Below are 15,550 nucleotides of genomic sequence, written 5' to 3' on the forward strand. Positions count from 1 at the left end.
TCTATGCCGTGCTTACGCCGTGCCTTCGCCGCGCTTACGCCGTGGGATCGCCGTAGAAACGCCGTGGAAGCGCCGTGGTAACGCCGTGAACGCGCCGGACTTGCGCCGTGAAAACGCCGTGTGTATAGCTCCAGACGGCTGTATTGGGCTCTGGGACCATGTCACGCAGAGGCCGTCAGTCCCGCGCTGTGCCCAAAACGGACACACTTCGAGGAGACCGCCCGTGACAAATCCACTCCACGACCTGAAGACTTCCAGGAATGGAAAGCGCGCATTGCGGGACCGGGCGAGCCCACTCTACAGGTGGCTGCGCACGAACATGGCCGAGGTCTCCGACCTTCGTGAAACCGGGGTCGCAACGTGGAAAGACATTCTCGGCGCTGCGCGTCTCTCGGGCCTGAACGTCGAGGTCAGTCAGCGGATGGCGAACGTCATCAGCAAACAGTGGTACCGTCTTCAGAATGAGGCTCAGGGGCTCCCAGTGGATGCCAAATCAGACACCTCGGCAGTGAGGCCAGAAAGGATTTTGCCTCCGAGCAAGATTGATCCCGACTGGCGTCCGGACGAAATTGAGGCTCACTGGGCCGAACGCGAGGAGCCTGTTTCAGTGAGGCCGAATGAACCGAGCGGCCCCGAAGAAACAACCGGAGAGGGGCTGGTGCCAGCTCATCCGATCCGGGCGACACCTCCCGTCGCGATCGAAGACAATGAGAAAATTCCGCAGCACAGCAGAGATTCACTGAAGCGCCTGCGCGACAAGATCCGTGCCCGCAAAGAGGAAAAGTACCGTCTGACACCAGACTGATTTTCTTACCCAGGAGCATCTCAGTCGCAGATCAAGCGGTCATCATGGCTTTCGAAAGAGGAAGACCAGTCCGCTTCATCGGGAAGCGGATCACCTCAACAGGAGCCTGACTGTGACCAAGGACGCTGACGTTAAAGCCACCCCGTCTGCACCGGCCCCCAAGGCCACCGCCAAGAAAAAGCCCGTTATCTTCACAATCATCGGTCGTCAGCGGGTTGGCAAAACGACCCTGCTTAATGCTCTCGCACAGACCGTTCATGACCAGGGCGGAACGCCGGAGATCTGGAACACCGATCTCCTGAACCGCTCACACTCAATCTCGAATTTCCATGACGCGGATAGTCCGGCCGCAGGCGACACAAAGCGCCAGAGAAAATGGCTGGAAGAAAAAATCCAGTCTCTTATGGAAAGTCGCCATGACGCCATTCTCGACATCGGCGGCGGATGGACAGCCCTGCACGAGTTGATCAACACGGAATCCCTAAGCCGCGCGCTTGACATGATGGGGATCACGCTCTCGGTGGTCTTTCTGATCGGGCATGAGCGGGCTGATCTGGACTATCTGGAAGATCTCCAGAAAAAGAAGAAGTTCTCGCCCCGCAATTCCGCGATCATCATCAATGAAGGCCTCATCCCTCCTTCACTGGACGTGGATGACGTTGTTGATGTCGTTTCCCACCATCCAGCCGTCGAAGAGGCGATGGAGAATGGCGCGGACATCTTCATGTATCCGGCCGCTGAGCCAATGAAAGACGTGTGCGACCGGGCGATGACATTCTCGGCCTACGCCGCAGGCGAGCAGAAAGACGGCTTCCCGACTAGCTCCATTTTTGATCGACTGGCCATGGACCGCTGGTATCGCCGTGATTTTCCCGCATTTCTTCAGGAACTCGGCGCCAGTCGCCTGCCGAATATGCCTAAGGGCCTCCCGGTTCCGGCCGAAAGTGACGTGTAATGTCTGATGGCCTTACCCAGAGGATTTCCGACTGTCAGGCCAGATTTGAAAGCTCACTGGATGCGCTGCGCGAGCAGACGCATCGTTGGACGCTTCGGCCACGTTCACCTGAGGCCAAGGTTCTGGATGGCCTCATGATCCTGATGGAGATGAACAATCTTCATCAGGCCCTCCTTCTCAAGGATCGTGAACACTCGGAGGCAGCGCATAGAGCGCTGTTTCAGGAGGCCGAGACACGAATGGAGCAGTGCGTTGCCAAGTGCGAGAGCCTGCTGGATCAATGCACACGCTCGGCAACAGAAGAGGTTATTGAGGTCAGGCGTGCTCTTCATGAAGGCGTGGCAGCCTCTCGCCAGCTCCAGAAGATTGACGAAAAGACCGTCAAGGCGAAGGTCGCGGAAGTCCTTGGCACCGTTAAAGGCGAAATCGCCGAAAGCATGAAAGCGCAGATCGTGATGGCGGGCACTCGTGTTCGACGGGACGAAATCAGCAAGCGGGCCGGATGGTTCGCTACCATGATCGTGGGCGGAACCGTCTTCGGAATTATCCTCGATCACCTGATTTAGGTGTGTCCAAAACGGACACACCACCTCGGGCCAACAAGCGCTGTTCAGACAATACTCAAAGTCGCAGACTACAGGCGGATACTGACCACCCCAACACAGGAGTGCTCAATGCCGCCGCCCTTCAAACAATCCTTTTTGATTACAGGTCTGGCTTTCTCGGCCGGACTTGGCCTCAGCGGTTCGTGCCAGGCGCAGTCGATTGAAGTGCCGAACGGCCTGCCGGAAGTCCCGCATGTCGTCTATCCGGAAGTCGGCCTGCCGAACTTCACGGTACCAGCCGGGACTGTCCAGCAGATCGGCGGGGACGGGAAAGTGATTCAGACCACGCAGCCCGTTTCTACCGGCTCGGACTCACTGCAAACGCTCTATAGCCGCGCATGGGGCTATCAGGCCGCTGACAATGCGTCCTCCATTGGCGTGAACCCTGCTGCCTTGGCCGCAACGTGTCAGGTCGAATCAGGCTGCCAGAATGTCTATACGGCCACCGGATCAGGCCACACCATCACGGGCGCATTTCAGATGTCGAACGGCACATATTCAGAAGAAATGAGCAAAGCGCTCGCCGCCAACCCGGGACTGGCCAGCACCATCACCTCGGGGACTGCCGGGCAGCAGGACCCGGCCACACAGGCTGTTGCGGCCGCACAATATCTTAAAGACGCAGCCCTTTCTCTCCAGAAAGCCGGCGTCAGTAATCCGACCGCCGTTGATACCCGTGGCTATTATAATTTCGGCCCAACAACTGGAAACGCCCTTGCCCAGGCAAACTCAAGCGACCTCATGTCCGACTACATCTCCAGCAGCAAGATGAGCAGCAACGGCGTTACAAGCGGAATGACCGTAGGACAGTGGAGGCAGTCTGTTGCGGACAAAATGGGGACTGGAGCCACGAGCCCTGTCCTTTCATCGTAATGTGATAGAGAGAAGAAATGAACAGACAAATCCTCTTAGCGGTTGCCGGTTTCGCCTCTGTCCTTGGGACAGCTCATGCCGCGAACGTCACTCCGGTAAAGCCGATCGAACATCATGTCTGTATGGCATTGGATGCGCCCGATGACGTCATGATGGACACGCACCATCCCATCTCTTTCATGTCAGCTCCTGATCCATCAGCTACCGTCATTTCCGACGCTTCGGTGGTCATGGCTATTGATACCGTCGAGCCAAAGAAAAATGGCTACGCTCTCGCGATGACCTACACGCTCCAGCCTGCATGGATCAGCACGAAGTGGCTGAAGCCGTACTCGGTTGTTCACCCAGGAGTGACATGCACGCCGTATGTGATGAGCAACGGAAAGCTCGGCTTCGACTTCAAGCACCACCAACACTGACGACGGCAAGTTTGTTATTTGAAGGCAGCCTCCGGGCTGCCTTTTTCGTATCCCCTGAGCCTGGACGTGGAGACACCGGAACCCACCACGTCGCGGGCAATGTCACCCGGCTTTGCGGATCTCGGCGAGAATGGGATCGGCCTTTCTCTGCCGGGGACAGGGATGGGCCACATGGGCCGCTTCCAGATCCAGTAACCACAAAGACAGATCAGCCGGGAGAGAGGACGTGCCCTCCAGGCAGCGCCGGAACTGGTTGCGGTGCATGTCGCATTTCTCGGCGGCCTGACGCTCGGACCATCCGATCCGGAACAGGGCAAGAGACAGGCGCGGCCCGGTCAGGTGCTTCGGGCGGCTATCGAGAGGGGAAAGGCTCTTCGTCATAAGAGCATCCTGCCGTCGCGTTCTGCGACTGAGCGTAAAAAATCGCTCCTTCAAAATACGCATCCAGAGAGGCCGCGAAGCCCGGAAAACCTTGCCATTTCTCGCAAAAACCGCTAATTTCTCCCTATGAGTTCAGCCAAAACCCTCTTCGCTCCGACGCCTTTTTCCGCCCTTTCGGATGAAGAGCGCGCGCGCCGTCAGGACGCGGTCGAGTGGACCCTCGCGGCCCAGAGACGGCAGGGCTACACGCATGATCCCCTTATCGAGGATGCCTGCCAGTCGTTCGTCGCCGGACAGATCGACCTTGCTGAACTGGGGCGGAGACTGAATCCCGCCCTCTGACGCGTCGATGCCTTCCGCCCACGGCTACACCTACCCGAACGTCTCGGATGATCCTGACCAGACGGACGTCCTCCGAAACCGCCTCGGCCTGCGCCGCCACTCCGAGCTTCACCCTGAGGAATACCGCCGCACCAGTCACAGGATTCTGGAAATCCGGATGGGTCTGGGGCCATCCGGCCATTTCGATGCCGACCACCTGAAGGCCATCCATCGGCATATCTTCCAGGACGTCTATGAGTGGGCCGGTCACATGCGCCACGAAAGGCCGGTCGTGGACGGGGCACGGGTCGAACCGATCGGCTCCATGCGGAAAGGGTCAACAACCTTTCTGCCCGGCTCCCATATCGACATGGGGCTAAACGAGGCCTTCAAGCCCATTCGCAACCCGGATGTGCTGAAGAACTCCACGCCGGAACAGTTCGCGGCCGTCGCCGGAAAGGTTCTGAACGAACTCAATTATGTCCACCCGTTCCGCGAAGGAAACGGCAGAACGCAGGAGGCCTTTCTTTCAGAACTCGGCCGTCATTACGGGCATAACGTGGACCTCTCCGTCATCACAAGAGCCCGCATGGTGTCCGCGTCTATTGCCGGCACGCAGGATCCGGATCACCCTGCTATGGCGGCCTTGCTGACAGATGCCACCGCTCCCGCCCGTGCGCGTGCCCTAAAGGAGCTGATGCAGGACATGGGCTCTGGCCCTGCCGCAAGGCCGCTGGATGACCTCGTCATCCGCACGGCCGCACCTGGGGAAACGGTCTCGGGGATCTTCAAGGCACGGACCAGCCTCTCCGGTGCGTTCGAAACGCCTGACGGGATCGTGGCGGTGCCTGTCGCAGATCTGCGAAACGCTGTCCGACAAGATGGCGGATACACTGTCACCGTGCAGTCCGATTTTTTGACGGCCTCTGCTGCTCCAACGCTTCGGCCCGTGCCGCGTCCGGTCATCCCGGCTGTCTTCGGGCCTGCGGAAGAGAAGCGCGAAAGCGCGCTCCTGGCGCAGGCCAAGGAAGAAGGCCGCAAGGCCGCCGCCTCTCTTCATGCGTTCTGGTCGGCCCCGCCTTCCCTCGTCTGCCGCGACATCGAGGCCGCGATCCGCCAGGAGGGCGGCGATGCAGCACAGGCCTTCACCGGCATGAAGGCCGGAGGCCGTCATGCGGCGCTCGGGAAAGAGATCGAAAAGGAACTGCGCCACAATCCCACCTTCGCGCGCGAGCTGGGCAAGGTGCAGAAGGACATGGCAGCCTATGGCGACAGTCGGGAAAAGGCCTTTGCGTTTGGGGCCGCTCACGGTCGGGAAACAGCAATCCTGACAGACCTGGCCGGGACGGATCGGGAGATCGCCCGCCATGCCAGCCGGACTCCCACCTCTGAACCGGGCCGCGCCCTGATTCAGACCCTGACCGGCCAGCCGGCCCTAAACGCCCCGGAAGACCCGACAGGCCGCCCGTCTCTTTCGTCCGCCCGAACACCCGGCCCCGGCTAATCGCCCCCTGTTTTCCTAGACCCATCCTGCCCGTGCGGCGAGCACACTGACGGCGACGAGAATGGAACGACGGTGGCGTTTTCCTGAGCCCATCCTACCACTGGCCAAGACGGGCGACGGGACAGGCCGTCAAGCCCGGAGCGTCCTGAGCAAGGGGGGCAGGCTTGCGGCTGATGCGGGGTCGCGTGCGGCCCTGCAGCAGACGCGGGCCTGACACCTGCCGCCGAGGGTCGCGCAGTGGCTTTACGGACTGGCACGGCGACTGTCAGACTGAACGCTGGATGCGAGGCCGCCGTCGTGGAACGTGCCTCCCCGGACGGTCCGCAGGACTGGCCGGGGAGGTTGAGGAGCCGTCTCACGAACCGATCAGCCACACCAGGACCGTCCGTCATCGGAAAAGGATGCGGGTGAACCGTTACCCGGAAGGGCCGAGACGCAGGGGCCAGACGCCCGACCAAGGGCGGCTGGACCTTGTGGCTCGGTGGAGCTTGGCGACGCAGGAGCCTAGCGGAATAGGGTGAACGAACCCGTCAGGGCCGCCCCGATCCTTCTTTCACTTCTGGCTCGGGAAATTAACTTCGGACAGAGTTTTCAGTCGCAAACTGCTCACGCATGATTCTTTCGACGCCACAGAACCGAACTGCGCCCCGAACGGGCCAGTGTTTTGCGTCCGGAGATCGAGACGATGCCTCACTTTCCTACCGTATGGCCTTATTTTACAGCCCTTTTCGTGGTTCAGATTCTATTCAAAACTGCCGTCTCGGCGACGCAAGACGGTTCTGAAAGCGGTTATGGCGCAACTTCCCTCGTTCACTCACTGACCAGAGCCGTCTTCGACACGGCCATGGGATGGGTGAGACGCAGCACGCGCTATGGTCTCTTTCTCGCTGTCCCTCTGACGGCGCTGCTTGGAGCGATGGCGCTTGGAGCGGCGCTAATGGGCCATGAAAAGGAAGGCATGACCTGCCTTGAGGCTGCGTTCATTTCCGGCATGACTGGATGGTTTTTGGATCTGCTATCGAACGCGATTGAGGATTAATGAAACGGGCACGCTCCTGGCGCAGCCCCCCTGTGGGGGGCGAGCATTGGGGGCAAAACACTTCGCGCCGACGAGGCGCGTCCGCCTTCCTGGAAAAAACGACGGGGAAATGAGACGGGCGAACGGGAGAAGAGGCCGAGGGCAACGCCGAGGCCGTCAGCGCGGCCCCGGTGAGTGGCCGGACCTGCTGGCCCGGCCTGTGGGGGTTAGAGAACGGCCCCCCATTGTGCGGCACGGACGTTCTCGGTGAGGCTGCGGGCGTTGTCCTTGACGTAAGGCTTCCAGTCTTCCCCGATCAGTTCGCGGTAGGCGTCACATGCGCCCTGAGCCATGACGGCGAGCGCGTAAGCCTTAGGGGCCTGCTGTGCAGCGAAACGGACGGCCCGATCTACGCGGTTTTCCCCGCCGTCGATGCCTTGGCGGTCTTCGTCGCGGCTTTCGTTGCTGAAAGAGTTCTGCTCGTCGCGGGCAATCTGGCGCTTGTTCTCATAGAAGTTGGCGGCACCATAGGCAGAGCGGATCAGGCCGTCCACGATGCGGCCAAGGTGCATTTCCATGGCCTTGAAATTGCGCTCGCCCCGGAAGTCGGTGACGACAAGCACATCCTCAAGAAGCGTGTACTGGTCGCGGATCATGCTGAGACCGGCCCCCATCAGCTCGTCATAGTCGCCAGCCTCGAAACCGAAATGCTGAACGATAGCGGCGATCTTGTCATCGTTGGGGGCGAGGCGCATGACGTCTGCCAGCGTGGGAGCGGCAATGGCCTTGGTGCGCTCGCGGGCTTCGTTGAAACGGCGGACGGCGGCGGGGCTGGCCTTGTTTGCAGCCTTGCGGTTCTGGGCCTTCGGTGCGATTGTGGTTGCTGCGTCGGACATGAAACTCACCTTTTCTAGTCTAGCGAAGTCCCGGCTTGGTGTTCCAGCACTAACCGGGGCGCTTTGTCTTGAGGGCCAATCCCTCTCGACAAGTAAAAGATAGCCTTTCTGGCCTTTCATGACAAGCGAAAAAGCGCAGAAAACCGCCATAAAACGCGCTTTATTTTCGCATGACAAGTAAAAAGATTACTTGGTTACTTTATGAATACCTGTTGTTTTCCTAGACCCATCCTGCCCGTGCGGCGAGCACATTGACGGCGACGAGAGTGGAACGACGGTGGCGTTTTCCTGAGCCCATCCTGCCACCGGCCAAGACGGGCGACGGGACAGGCCGTCAAGCCCGGAGCGTCCTGAGCAAGGGGGGCAGGTTTGCGGCTGATGCGGGGTCGCGTGCGGCCCTGCAGCAGACGCGGGCCTGACACCTGCCGCCGAGGGTCGCGCAGTGGCTTTACGGACTGGCACGGCGACTGTCAGACTGAACGCTGGATGCGAGGCCGCCGTCGTGGAACGTGCCTCCCCGGACGGTCCGCAGGACTGGCCGGGGAGGTTGAGGAGCCGTCTCACGAACCGATCACCCACACCAGGACCGTCCGTCATCGGAAAAGAATGCGGGTGAACCGTTACCCGGAAGGGCCGAGACGCAGGGGCCAGACGCCCGATCAAGGGCGGCTGGACCCTGTGGCTCGGTGGAGCTTGGCGACGCAGGAGCCTAGCGGAATAGGGTGAACGAACCCGTCAGGGCCGCCCCGATCCTTCTTTTGCTTTTTCTACTGACGGCCCTGATTTCTGCCTGAAGAGTCCCGCGTGAGGAAGAACGCGGCAAACCCGACGGCAAGCACGAGCAGACCTCCTCTGATGGGATGCAGAAAGCCCTGCCAGATCAGAAGAAGAATGGCGAGCTGGATACTCAGCGCACCGACGCGGATGACTGTTTGTCGTGACATGGGGCCAGTCTAGTCTTTTTCTCTGTCCTGGCGCAGCCCCCCTGTGGGGGGCGAGCATTGGGGGCAAGACACTTCGCGCCGAGGAGGCGCGCCCGCCTGACTGAACCGGGCGAGCGGACAAAAAAAAGCGGCCCGGAGGCCGCCTGTCGGTGTCACTGATGGGACGTTCGCAGCTTTGCCAGCCGGGTGGCAATGGGTCCGATCGCAAGCCCCAGACCGATGGTGAAAGCAGCGGCAGGAAGAAGAATAAACAGGATACTCTGGGTTACGTTATCCATTGGTTTTCGCCTCCGTCTTGTCCTCAGGATAGGGGATATACGCCAGAAAAGTCAAAGAAATTGCCTCAAGCGCGGCTCCCAGAAAAAAGCAGGTGACGGCACGCATGGGGGTCAACGGTCCTGTCCCTGAGATGAGCGGGGTCACGATGCCGAGCCCCCACGCGCTGAGGGCGAATGTCTGAAGGACGCTGGCAATCGCCTTGTAGCGGTCTTCCTTGTGTTTGGAGCGCTGCGGCGGGGGCAGCAGCGCCATGAGGCGGTCTTTGTTCATCTGGCGCTAGGCTCCTTTTTCCCGGCACTCAAAATGGGATTTCGTCATCGAGGTCGTTCCCGCCCGGTGCGTCCCAGCCGCCATTGCGGTTTCCGTTGCCAGACGATCCCCCGGACCGGCCGCCATTGCTTCCACCAGCAAAGCCGCCCTCGCCTTCATCGCCATTGCCCCGGTTGCTGTCGATCAGCACCAGCTCACCCCGGAAACGGTCAATAACAACCTCTGTGGTGTAGTGCTCCTGACCGCCCTGATCGGTCCATTTCCGGGTGCGAAGTTCGCCTTCGAGATAGACCTTGCGGCCTTTGCGGAGAAAGCGCTCGGCCACATCACCCAGACGGTCATTGAAGATGACGACCCGGTGCCATTCGGTGCGCTCACGGCGTTCGCCGCTCTGGCGGTCATTCCATGTGTCAGACGTGGCGAGCGTAAAGCTCACGACCTTGGACCCGGACTGCGTATGACGGACTTCCGGGTCTTTACCAAGGTTGCCAACGAGAATGACTTTGTTAACGGAACCAGCCATGAGAGCCTCCAAGACTTAGGGAACGTATCGACTGGACTTGTTCGGCGTTATTGCCTCTGTCCATGAATAGATAATAGGTTTTTACTTGGTATCAGTCAACGAGAAACGGCAGGAAACCGCCATTTCCGAAGAAATAAAACTGAATGTAAAGGCGTTTTATTTGTTGATTACTGAAAGGGTATTTGATGTTTTCCTAGACCCATCCTGCCCGTGCGGCGAGCACACTGACGGCGACGAGAGTGGAATGACGGTGGCGTTTTCCTGAGCCCATCCTGCCACTGGCCAAGACGGGCGACGGGACAAGCCGTCAAGCCCGGAGCGTCCTGAGCAAGGGGGGCGGGTCTGCGGCTGATGCGGGGTCGCGTGCGGCCCTGCAGCAGACGCGGGCCTGACACCTGCCGCCGAGGGTCGCGCAGTGGCTTTACGGACTGGCACGGCGACTGTCAGACTGAACGCTGGATGCGAGGCCGCCGTCGTGGAACGTGCCTCCCCGGCCGGTCCGCAGGACTGGCCGGGGAGGTTGAGGAGCCGTCTCACGAACAGATCCCCAGACCAGGACCGTCCGTCATCGGAAAAGAACGCGGGTGAACCGTTACCCGGAAGGGCCGAGACGCAGGGGCCAGACGCCCGGTTGAGGGCGGCTGGACACTGTGGCTCGGTCGAACTTGGCGACGCAGGAGCCTAGTGAGATAGAGTAAACGAACCCTTCAGGGCCGCCCCGATCTTCTTTTCTTCTGCCCTTCAAATCACCCACGGGTCCGTGTCGAAGAGATGGAAAAGACTATTCTTCCCTTCCCGGCCCGCCTTCCTCGTCTTCCTTCTCAGAACCTTGCGTTCTTGACGGGCCTTGCGCCTTTTCTTCTCGTCAGCCTTCCAGCCGTCCCGGAGAACCGGGCGCAATTCTTGATACTGGCCTGTAATGCGGCCGTAGGACACGCGGCGGTAGCGCGCGAAGCCTCCGAAACGATCGACATTTTTCAATAAAGTGGCTCTCCCCAGCCCGTGATAGAAGATGACGGCAGCGCCGTCCCGTGCATCTGAAGCTGAGGGCAGCCGGAGGAAAAGAGTGGCGAAGCCATCCGAGGTCTGAACCCATCCGGGCGCTGGCCCTGCCAGTTGCCGCAGCGGCATCAGGTCAAAGTCCGGACAGTTCTCGGCTATGGCTGCCGTGAGAGGCGGAGACCTGTGCCAGAAGCTGGCGCTACAGCCCGGCCAGTCTTTTGAGGCGTCCGTCGGAAACAGGATTCCGAAGACGGTGATGAGATCAGCCTCATAGACAAGCTGACCGCCCTGCCATTTGGCAAAGCCCGGATCATCGAAGCAGTCGAAATATTCCATCCCCCGGATACTGACATCGGGGTACTCGTCAGAAAGCCCATCTCCGTGACGGAGGAAGGACGTGCCGATGCCGTTTTCGAGGGTCATCACCAGCGTGGTGTCGTTCTCCCACGCCATCTGGTCCGGTGCGCAGGTCCGGTAGGCGCGCTCTTCGGCGATCTGGCGCAGACGGTCCTGGGGGCCGGTGAGCGTGAAGACTGTTGTGACGGCAGTAGCCACGGAAAACATCCTTTTCTCTTTTCAGATGCTTCCCCGCGAGGCGCAGACGGCTGGACGGGACAATGGCGCGCCCTCCAGGGCGCGGGCCGCGTGCGGCCGAACCATTGTGGCGGCCAGACGGCCTGTGGCGCGTCTTCCCTGTTTTTTCTTTTCTTATTTACAAAGTACGCGTCCGAGGAGTGCACGATTGACGGCTGGTTACGCCTACATCCGACACATACGGGGATGACAGCTCACTTTCCACAAAGCAGACATTTGTAATTGAGGCGACTGCAGTGAGGCAGGTTTCGCAAGGCCGACACTGTATATCGTCGTTCGCTAATAATTCGTGCCCTAAGCCTTAATCAGCCTATATGCACGGCTAAGTTATGCGACCAAGGTCCTACTCCAGCTATTTCAAGCTCGAGATGTACCAGTATTCGACGTTCGACGAGATCTCCCAATATCGCGACCCGAAACACACGTTCGACGCACATGAGTGGCGTATAGGATTCATTCGAGATAGGACTAGAATAAGGGATCGAAGCCAACCTCACGATATCAAGCTTGAGCAGCTCCTCTAACCAAGGAGAGCCCATGTAGTTTACCCAGTATTCGGACAGACGAGAGCCAAAGTCTTGAAAGAAAGGGCTCTCGCCGCGGCGCATCGACAAGCACATCATAAGCTTTTGTGGGAGGGCCGCTATGCCACTCACTACGGCGATGTCTCCACCATCGAGCATGAGGTCGTTATTGGCTGAAAGAGCGAAGTCACTTGGAAGACTTGCGGCGGGAGTGCGGGGGGCGTTTGGTGCCACCTGGCACTCAACGAGTACTAGGGTTCTTTCTCGTCGCACCGAAAGACTCCCTATCGAGCGGCCTTCCCCCAGACTGTTTACCAGCACATATCGATCATACTCCGGTATCGATCTCAGATTGCCGGCCAAACGGACCAGGTCGGAAAAATCGCCGGTTACGAAATGCTCGATCTCAAAGTGCCATTGGTCGTCTTGAGCGTAGTTTATTTCCCCCACCGCCACGATTTCCGGCCCGAATGCAATTAAGTGTTTGATGTTCTGCTCTCCAGCAGCGCCGGTTAGAGCCTGCTTACACCGAGAATAGTGGTCCGCCTTGTACCGCTGCAAAACCTCTACCGTGTATGTAAAGACGTCGGTATCCACGAGGCGTCCGTGGTTAGCGCAGAGCCATATGCCGTTGTCGATGCTGGCGCGCTCACCCGGGGTCATTTTGGAATCATAGCGCGGACCGCCTGGTGCTGCGGCGCAGATGTGTGCCGCAGTTCCTATATTGGAGATCGCGGCTGGCGCCTCGTCACTCGGCCCCACCGTTGCCTGATTGCAGATCGAACATTTGTAAGCTGCCCTCAACGCGAGAGCGTTCCGAACGGATGCTGAAAAGTTATCACGAGCGGCCACGTTTTAAGCCTCAGTTTCAAATGCGTCATCCAGGTAGTCAGCATATTGCCCTGACTCGCCTTGTAACGTTTGTGATTGGCCTCCCTCCAGAGGAGTTGTAAAGTGTATAGCAGCGGTCATTATTCTTTCCCTGTATTCTATACTTCACCATGTGAATAGCAGGAAATGCTCCTCATGTCGGACGCTACTGCGTCAATATACGTTTTCAGAAAACAGACTTGAACTTTCGACGCACGAACGCTGGCTGCCGTCAGTTTCGGAGCGGGTCAGCTTGCGACGGCAAAAAGCATACTAGACGAGTAGGGAAAACATTACTGGACCTCACTTGGTTGAGATAATGAGATCTCTTCGGCATAATCTCATTATGCCAATTACAATCGACAATTCGATCTACGATAAAAGCGGTCGCCTGCTATTTTGTAGCATAGAGAAATTCGTTTCTGAGATATGTGAGGGCAATAATTGTTTTATATGCGGACGACATCCTGAAGGAGTCTCATTCAATAAAGAGCATATAATACCAAATTGGCTGTTGAGACTGGTCAATATTCACTCAGGAGATATTCAACTTCCAAACGGTAGGCTGCATCAATATGGAAGATATACCATTCCATGTTGCACTGAATGTAACACGCTCCTTGCGGAGCATTTTGAAAAACCAATCAGCAAAGCATTAGGGCAGGGATTTTCAGGTGTGCGCGCATTGGTCGAACGCGAGGGGACCGAGCGCCTGTTTTTGTGGATGGCGCTTCTCTTTGTTAAATTACACCTTAAAGATAAAACTCTTTTAGAAAATCCTGATATCCGTCTTGGACGATCTTACATATCAGATCGCTATGATTGGTCAACATTTCATCACATGCATTGTCTTATACGCGCTCATTATACGGGCGCAAAAATTGGAAAGTATGTCCATGGATCAATTTTATTCTTAGAAGTTGGGAATAGTTTCGAAGATAATTTTTTTGATGTTGCTACTATAACCAATGCTTACACCTTGTTCATTCGAGTCAAGAATATTGCTATATACACTGTTTTTGACGATTCTGGTATTTGCTTGGAGGCTATTGAGCCCGTTTTGTCAAAAATAACGGGCGTGATGAATTCGGCGCAAGCTCGCGAGCTGGCCGCAGAACTGGCGGCGGCAAATATTCACCTTAAAACTTCTCCCAGCTTCGGTACCAGCATGTCGAACACGGATGGTGATAATCTTGAAATTATAGCTTTCCATCCAGAAGATGAGGCCGAGTTTTTTCCTAAAAACAATAACTTAATAGGTCACATCAAGCGCCACATTTTAGAGAATTATTGTCAAACAACAATGCATCATACGCGCGAAGAAGCCCTAGAATTACTTAGCTCAAACAAATACTCTTTCTTATTCAACAGCGAGGGGAAGTTTGTCACTGGGGGCTGTAAGGAAAATTCGCAGCCTGCGCGTAGCTAGTGACCCCTCTATATGACAAATCTTGGGTAGGAACGAAGGCAGCTGAATACGGTCTGAATTGCTCCGAGATTGGTGGAGACGTCCGATTGCAACGAAATTTTACCCGATAGCTGCCCGTCTGCTTTCCCCCTCTAATTAGGCGTTGGCATCGGCAGAGTGTGACAGATGTTCTCGCGATGCGGTGCCAAATAGAGAGACCGCAAAGTCGCAAAGCACGTCGCTAGAGTCAGGATATCGTTTGCCAGACCAGAGACATGCCATGCGCTTTACCAAGCCCCATACTTTCGCCTGGAGGCGCGCCTTCGTATGGTGCGCCTGAGACTTCGGCCGCGTGGCGGCCCCTCTCGCATCGAGCGGAGCGACAGCGCGCACGCAGCCTGGAAGAGCCTTCAGGCCGAACTCAAAGGCGCGAAAGGCGAAGACAGGATCCGCACCCTCCTGAACGATCTGGGACGGCCAAGCCTCCATGACGTTCGTCTTCCCAAGGCCTCTGGTGATGGCACAACCCAGATTGACCATCTCGTCCTTTTGCCCCGTGCCCTCATGGTCATCGAGACCAAACACTATGCGGGCCACCTGAGTGGGCATCCGAATGACGAATACTGGCGTCAGCGTATCGGAAAAGAAGAAGAGGGCCGGCTGATCTACAGCCCTCTTCGCCAGAATGCGGGGCATTGCGCAGCCGTCCGCGCTGTGACGTCACAGGCCTGTCTGGATGTGGAGATCCTGAATCGCGTGGTCCTGACAGGACGCGCTAGCGTCAGCCCGGCCCTTCAGGCCAGTGTCAGAACCCCGGACGCCCTCGCCGACGAACTGCGACACAACTGCGGAGAGGCGTCAGGACTGATGATGGGCTTGTGGCAGAGGATCGTGCGCGTCGCCCATCACACAAAGAATTAAGCGCGCAACGCCTTATTCCACGGCAATACCGATGGCGGCCGCTGTATACCGGGTTGTCGGAAGGATCCTGACCACCACCTCCCCGCTAACGTCGGAGAGATAGAGAAGCCCGTCTTTCGGGCAGCCCAGAGGGCGCCCATCAGGATCGAGCACCAGGCGAAGGCTGGTGATCGGGCTGACTTCATAAACATGATGCTCGTCCCAGGAGACGAACGCATGAATCCGCCCTTTTTCGACCACCGTATGCAGCGTTCCCGGGAGAATCCCTCGGGTTTTCTGCTTCAAACGCTCTGACATGAACTGACCAACAGCCTCTTTCTGCCGCTCGGTCAGGCTCTCATATGTGCAGGGGGCGGGATAGATCGGTTCACCAGTCACGCGGCCAGTCCTTCCTTGCTGAGATGGATAAGGAAAGCGCCAGAGGGGCCTCCCTTATCG

General features: G+C 58.0%; 21 protein-coding genes. 12 read left to right on the top strand and 9 right to left on the bottom strand.

The features are described from left to right. Positions 1-223 precede the first annotated feature (223 nt). From GAL01_RS11130 to GAL01_RS11150, 5 genes are all read left to right on the top strand, one after another. Complete coding sequence (locus tag GAL01_RS11130) at positions 224-805, top strand: hypothetical protein (protein ID WP_062027991.1); 582 nt, start codon at positions 224-226, stop codon at positions 803-805. A 112-nt stretch (positions 806-917) separates the two neighbouring features. Beyond that, complete coding sequence (locus tag GAL01_RS11135) at positions 918-1,760, top strand: P-loop NTPase family protein (protein WP_062027993.1); 843 nt, start codon at positions 918-920, stop codon at positions 1,758-1,760. Beyond that, positions 1,760-2,326, top strand: coding sequence for a hypothetical protein (locus tag GAL01_RS11140; protein WP_062027995.1), 567 nt, complete (start codon positions 1,760-1,762; stop codon positions 2,324-2,326). Before GAL01_RS11135 ends, GAL01_RS11140 begins: the two co-directional genes overlap by 1 nt. Before the next feature lie 108 nt (positions 2,327-2,434). Further along, positions 2,435-3,238: a hypothetical protein gene (locus GAL01_RS11145; RefSeq protein ID WP_062027997.1), complete on the top strand. Its 804-nt coding sequence runs from the start codon at positions 2,435-2,437 to the stop codon at positions 3,236-3,238. Positions 3,239-3,255: 17 nt separating this feature from the next. Beyond that, the gene (locus GAL01_RS11150) at positions 3,256-3,657 is read left to right on the top strand and encodes a hypothetical protein (protein WP_062028000.1); all 402 of its coding nucleotides are present in this window, start codon (positions 3,256-3,258) and stop codon (positions 3,655-3,657) included. A 102-nt stretch (positions 3,658-3,759) separates the two neighbouring features. Here GAL01_RS11150 and GAL01_RS16025 read toward each other — a convergent pair whose 3' ends face one another. After that, complete coding sequence (locus GAL01_RS16025) at positions 3,760-4,038, bottom strand: hypothetical protein (protein WP_225198652.1); 279 nt, start codon at positions 4,036-4,038, stop codon at positions 3,760-3,762. A gap of 126 nt (positions 4,039-4,164) precedes the next feature. On the opposite strand from GAL01_RS16025, the gene GAL01_RS16030 reads away from it, so the two are divergent. The 4 genes from GAL01_RS16030 (at position 4,165) to GAL01_RS11165 (ending at position 6,902) form a co-directional block, all read left to right on the top strand. Further along, positions 4,165-4,380 carry an antitoxin VbhA family protein gene (locus tag GAL01_RS16030; protein WP_063905511.1) on the top strand — a complete coding sequence of 72 codons (216 nt, stop codon included), beginning with the start codon at positions 4,165-4,167 and terminating at the stop codon, positions 4,378-4,380. 7 nt (positions 4,381-4,387) lie between these two features. Then, on the top strand, positions 4,388-5,863 hold the full coding sequence (locus tag GAL01_RS11160) for a Fic/DOC family protein (protein WP_082790629.1): 1,476 nt from the start codon (positions 4,388-4,390) through the stop codon (positions 5,861-5,863). Between the two features lie 61 nt (positions 5,864-5,924). Next, positions 5,925-6,077, top strand: coding sequence for a hypothetical protein (locus tag GAL01_RS15715; protein ID WP_169926421.1), 153 nt, complete (start codon positions 5,925-5,927; stop codon positions 6,075-6,077). Between the two features lie 516 nt (positions 6,078-6,593). Continuing rightward, positions 6,594-6,902, top strand: a complete 309-nt coding sequence (locus GAL01_RS11165) for a hypothetical protein (RefSeq protein WP_156476368.1) — start codon at positions 6,594-6,596, stop codon at positions 6,900-6,902. Between the two features lie 206 nt (positions 6,903-7,108). On the opposite strand, the gene GAL01_RS11170 is transcribed toward GAL01_RS11165, so the two are convergent. Continuing rightward, positions 7,109-7,777: a hypothetical protein gene (locus GAL01_RS11170; protein WP_062028005.1), complete on the bottom strand. Its 669-nt coding sequence runs from the start codon at positions 7,775-7,777 to the stop codon at positions 7,109-7,111. A gap of 251 nt (positions 7,778-8,028) precedes the next feature. Between GAL01_RS11170 and GAL01_RS15720 the strand changes: the two genes are divergently transcribed. Next, the gene (locus GAL01_RS15720) at positions 8,029-8,196 is read left to right on the top strand and encodes a hypothetical protein (RefSeq protein ID WP_156476369.1); all 168 of its coding nucleotides are present in this window, start codon (positions 8,029-8,031) and stop codon (positions 8,194-8,196) included. A 348-nt stretch (positions 8,197-8,544) separates the two neighbouring features. On the opposite strand, the gene GAL01_RS15725 is transcribed toward GAL01_RS15720, so the two are convergent. The 6 genes from GAL01_RS15725 to GAL01_RS11190 form a co-directional block, all read right to left on the bottom strand. Continuing rightward, entirely contained in the window at positions 8,545-8,721 is a 177-nt protein-coding gene (locus GAL01_RS15725; protein WP_156476370.1) for a hypothetical protein, read from the bottom strand. Between the two features lie 152 nt (positions 8,722-8,873). Continuing rightward, the gene (locus tag GAL01_RS16035) at positions 8,874-8,999 is read right to left on the bottom strand and encodes a hypothetical protein (protein ID WP_255308585.1); all 126 of its coding nucleotides are present in this window, start codon (positions 8,997-8,999) and stop codon (positions 8,874-8,876) included. Then, positions 8,992-9,270 carry a hypothetical protein gene (locus tag GAL01_RS11175; RefSeq protein ID WP_010505526.1) on the bottom strand — a complete coding sequence of 93 codons (279 nt, stop codon included), beginning with the start codon at positions 9,268-9,270 and terminating at the stop codon, positions 8,992-8,994. The genes GAL01_RS16035 and GAL01_RS11175 overlap by 8 nt, the downstream gene beginning before the upstream one ends. A 28-nt stretch (positions 9,271-9,298) precedes the next feature. Next, positions 9,299-9,793, bottom strand: a complete 495-nt coding sequence (ssb, locus tag GAL01_RS11180) for a single-stranded DNA-binding protein (RefSeq protein WP_062028032.1) — start codon at positions 9,791-9,793, stop codon at positions 9,299-9,301. A 741-nt stretch (positions 9,794-10,534) separates the two neighbouring features. Further along, a complete protein-coding gene (locus tag GAL01_RS11185) occupies positions 10,535-11,359 on the bottom strand; it encodes a hypothetical protein (RefSeq protein ID WP_062028007.1) in 825 nt (274 codons plus the stop codon). Between the two features lie 335 nt (positions 11,360-11,694). Then, positions 11,695-12,765 carry a hypothetical protein gene (locus GAL01_RS11190; protein WP_145995627.1) on the bottom strand — a complete coding sequence of 357 codons (1,071 nt, stop codon included), beginning with the start codon at positions 12,763-12,765 and terminating at the stop codon, positions 11,695-11,697. A 364-nt stretch (positions 12,766-13,129) separates the two neighbouring features. Between GAL01_RS11190 and GAL01_RS11195 the strand changes: the two genes are divergently transcribed. Together GAL01_RS11195 and GAL01_RS11200 are read left to right on the top strand one after the other, a co-directional pair. Further along, positions 13,130-14,212, top strand: coding sequence for a hypothetical protein (locus GAL01_RS11195; protein ID WP_145995628.1), 1,083 nt, complete (start codon positions 13,130-13,132; stop codon positions 14,210-14,212). Between the two features lie 306 nt (positions 14,213-14,518). After that, complete coding sequence (locus tag GAL01_RS11200; RefSeq protein WP_062028011.1) at positions 14,519-15,112, top strand: nuclease-related domain-containing protein; 594 nt, start codon at positions 14,519-14,521, stop codon at positions 15,110-15,112. A 12-nt stretch (positions 15,113-15,124) separates the two neighbouring features. Here GAL01_RS11200 and GAL01_RS11205 read toward each other — a convergent pair whose 3' ends face one another. Next, positions 15,125-15,490 carry a hypothetical protein gene (locus tag GAL01_RS11205; protein ID WP_062028013.1) on the bottom strand — a complete coding sequence of 122 codons (366 nt, stop codon included), beginning with the start codon at positions 15,488-15,490 and terminating at the stop codon, positions 15,125-15,127. Between the last annotated feature and the right edge of the window lie 60 nt (positions 15,491-15,550).

This window comes from Gluconobacter albidus (assembly GCF_002723915.1).
Taxonomy (GTDB): Bacteria; Pseudomonadota; Alphaproteobacteria; order Acetobacterales; family Acetobacteraceae; genus Gluconobacter; species Gluconobacter albidus.

Bases quoted from the DNA above. Each gene is read 5' to 3' on its own strand.
- GAL01_RS11140 (WP_062027995.1), top strand. From the start codon at position 1,760: ATGTCTGATGGCCTTACCCAGAGGATTTCCGACTGTCAGGCCAGATTT.
- GAL01_RS11145 (WP_062027997.1), top strand. From the start codon at position 2,435: ATGCCGCCGCCCTTCAAACAATCCTTTTTGATTACAGGTCTGGCTTTC.
- GAL01_RS11150 (WP_062028000.1), top strand. From the start codon at position 3,256: ATGAACAGACAAATCCTCTTAGCGGTTGCCGGTTTCGCCTCTGTCCTT.
- GAL01_RS16025 (WP_225198652.1), bottom strand. From the start codon at position 4,038: ATGACGAAGAGCCTTTCCCCTCTCGATAGCCGCCCGAAGCACCTGACC.
- GAL01_RS16030 (WP_063905511.1), top strand. From the start codon at position 4,165: ATGAGTTCAGCCAAAACCCTCTTCGCTCCGACGCCTTTTTCCGCCCTT.
- GAL01_RS11160 (WP_082790629.1), top strand. From the start codon at position 4,388: ATGCCTTCCGCCCACGGCTACACCTACCCGAACGTCTCGGATGATCCT.
- GAL01_RS15715 (WP_169926421.1), top strand. From the start codon at position 5,925: ATGGAACGACGGTGGCGTTTTCCTGAGCCCATCCTACCACTGGCCAAG.
- GAL01_RS11170 (WP_062028005.1), bottom strand. From the start codon at position 7,777: ATGTCCGACGCAGCAACCACAATCGCACCGAAGGCCCAGAACCGCAAG.
- GAL01_RS15725 (WP_156476370.1), bottom strand. From the start codon at position 8,721: ATGTCACGACAAACAGTCATCCGCGTCGGTGCGCTGAGTATCCAGCTC.
- GAL01_RS16035 (WP_255308585.1), bottom strand. From the start codon at position 8,999: ATGGATAACGTAACCCAGAGTATCCTGTTTATTCTTCTTCCTGCCGCT.
- GAL01_RS11175 (WP_010505526.1), bottom strand. From the start codon at position 9,270: ATGAACAAAGACCGCCTCATGGCGCTGCTGCCCCCGCCGCAGCGCTCC.
- ssb (WP_062028032.1), bottom strand. From the start codon at position 9,793: ATGGCTGGTTCCGTTAACAAAGTCATTCTCGTTGGCAACCTTGGTAAA.
- GAL01_RS11185 (WP_062028007.1), bottom strand. From the start codon at position 11,359: ATGTTTTCCGTGGCTACTGCCGTCACAACAGTCTTCACGCTCACCGGC.
- GAL01_RS11195 (WP_145995628.1), top strand. From the start codon at position 13,130: ATGCCAATTACAATCGACAATTCGATCTACGATAAAAGCGGTCGCCTG.
- GAL01_RS11200 (WP_062028011.1), top strand. From the start codon at position 14,519: ATGGTGCGCCTGAGACTTCGGCCGCGTGGCGGCCCCTCTCGCATCGAG.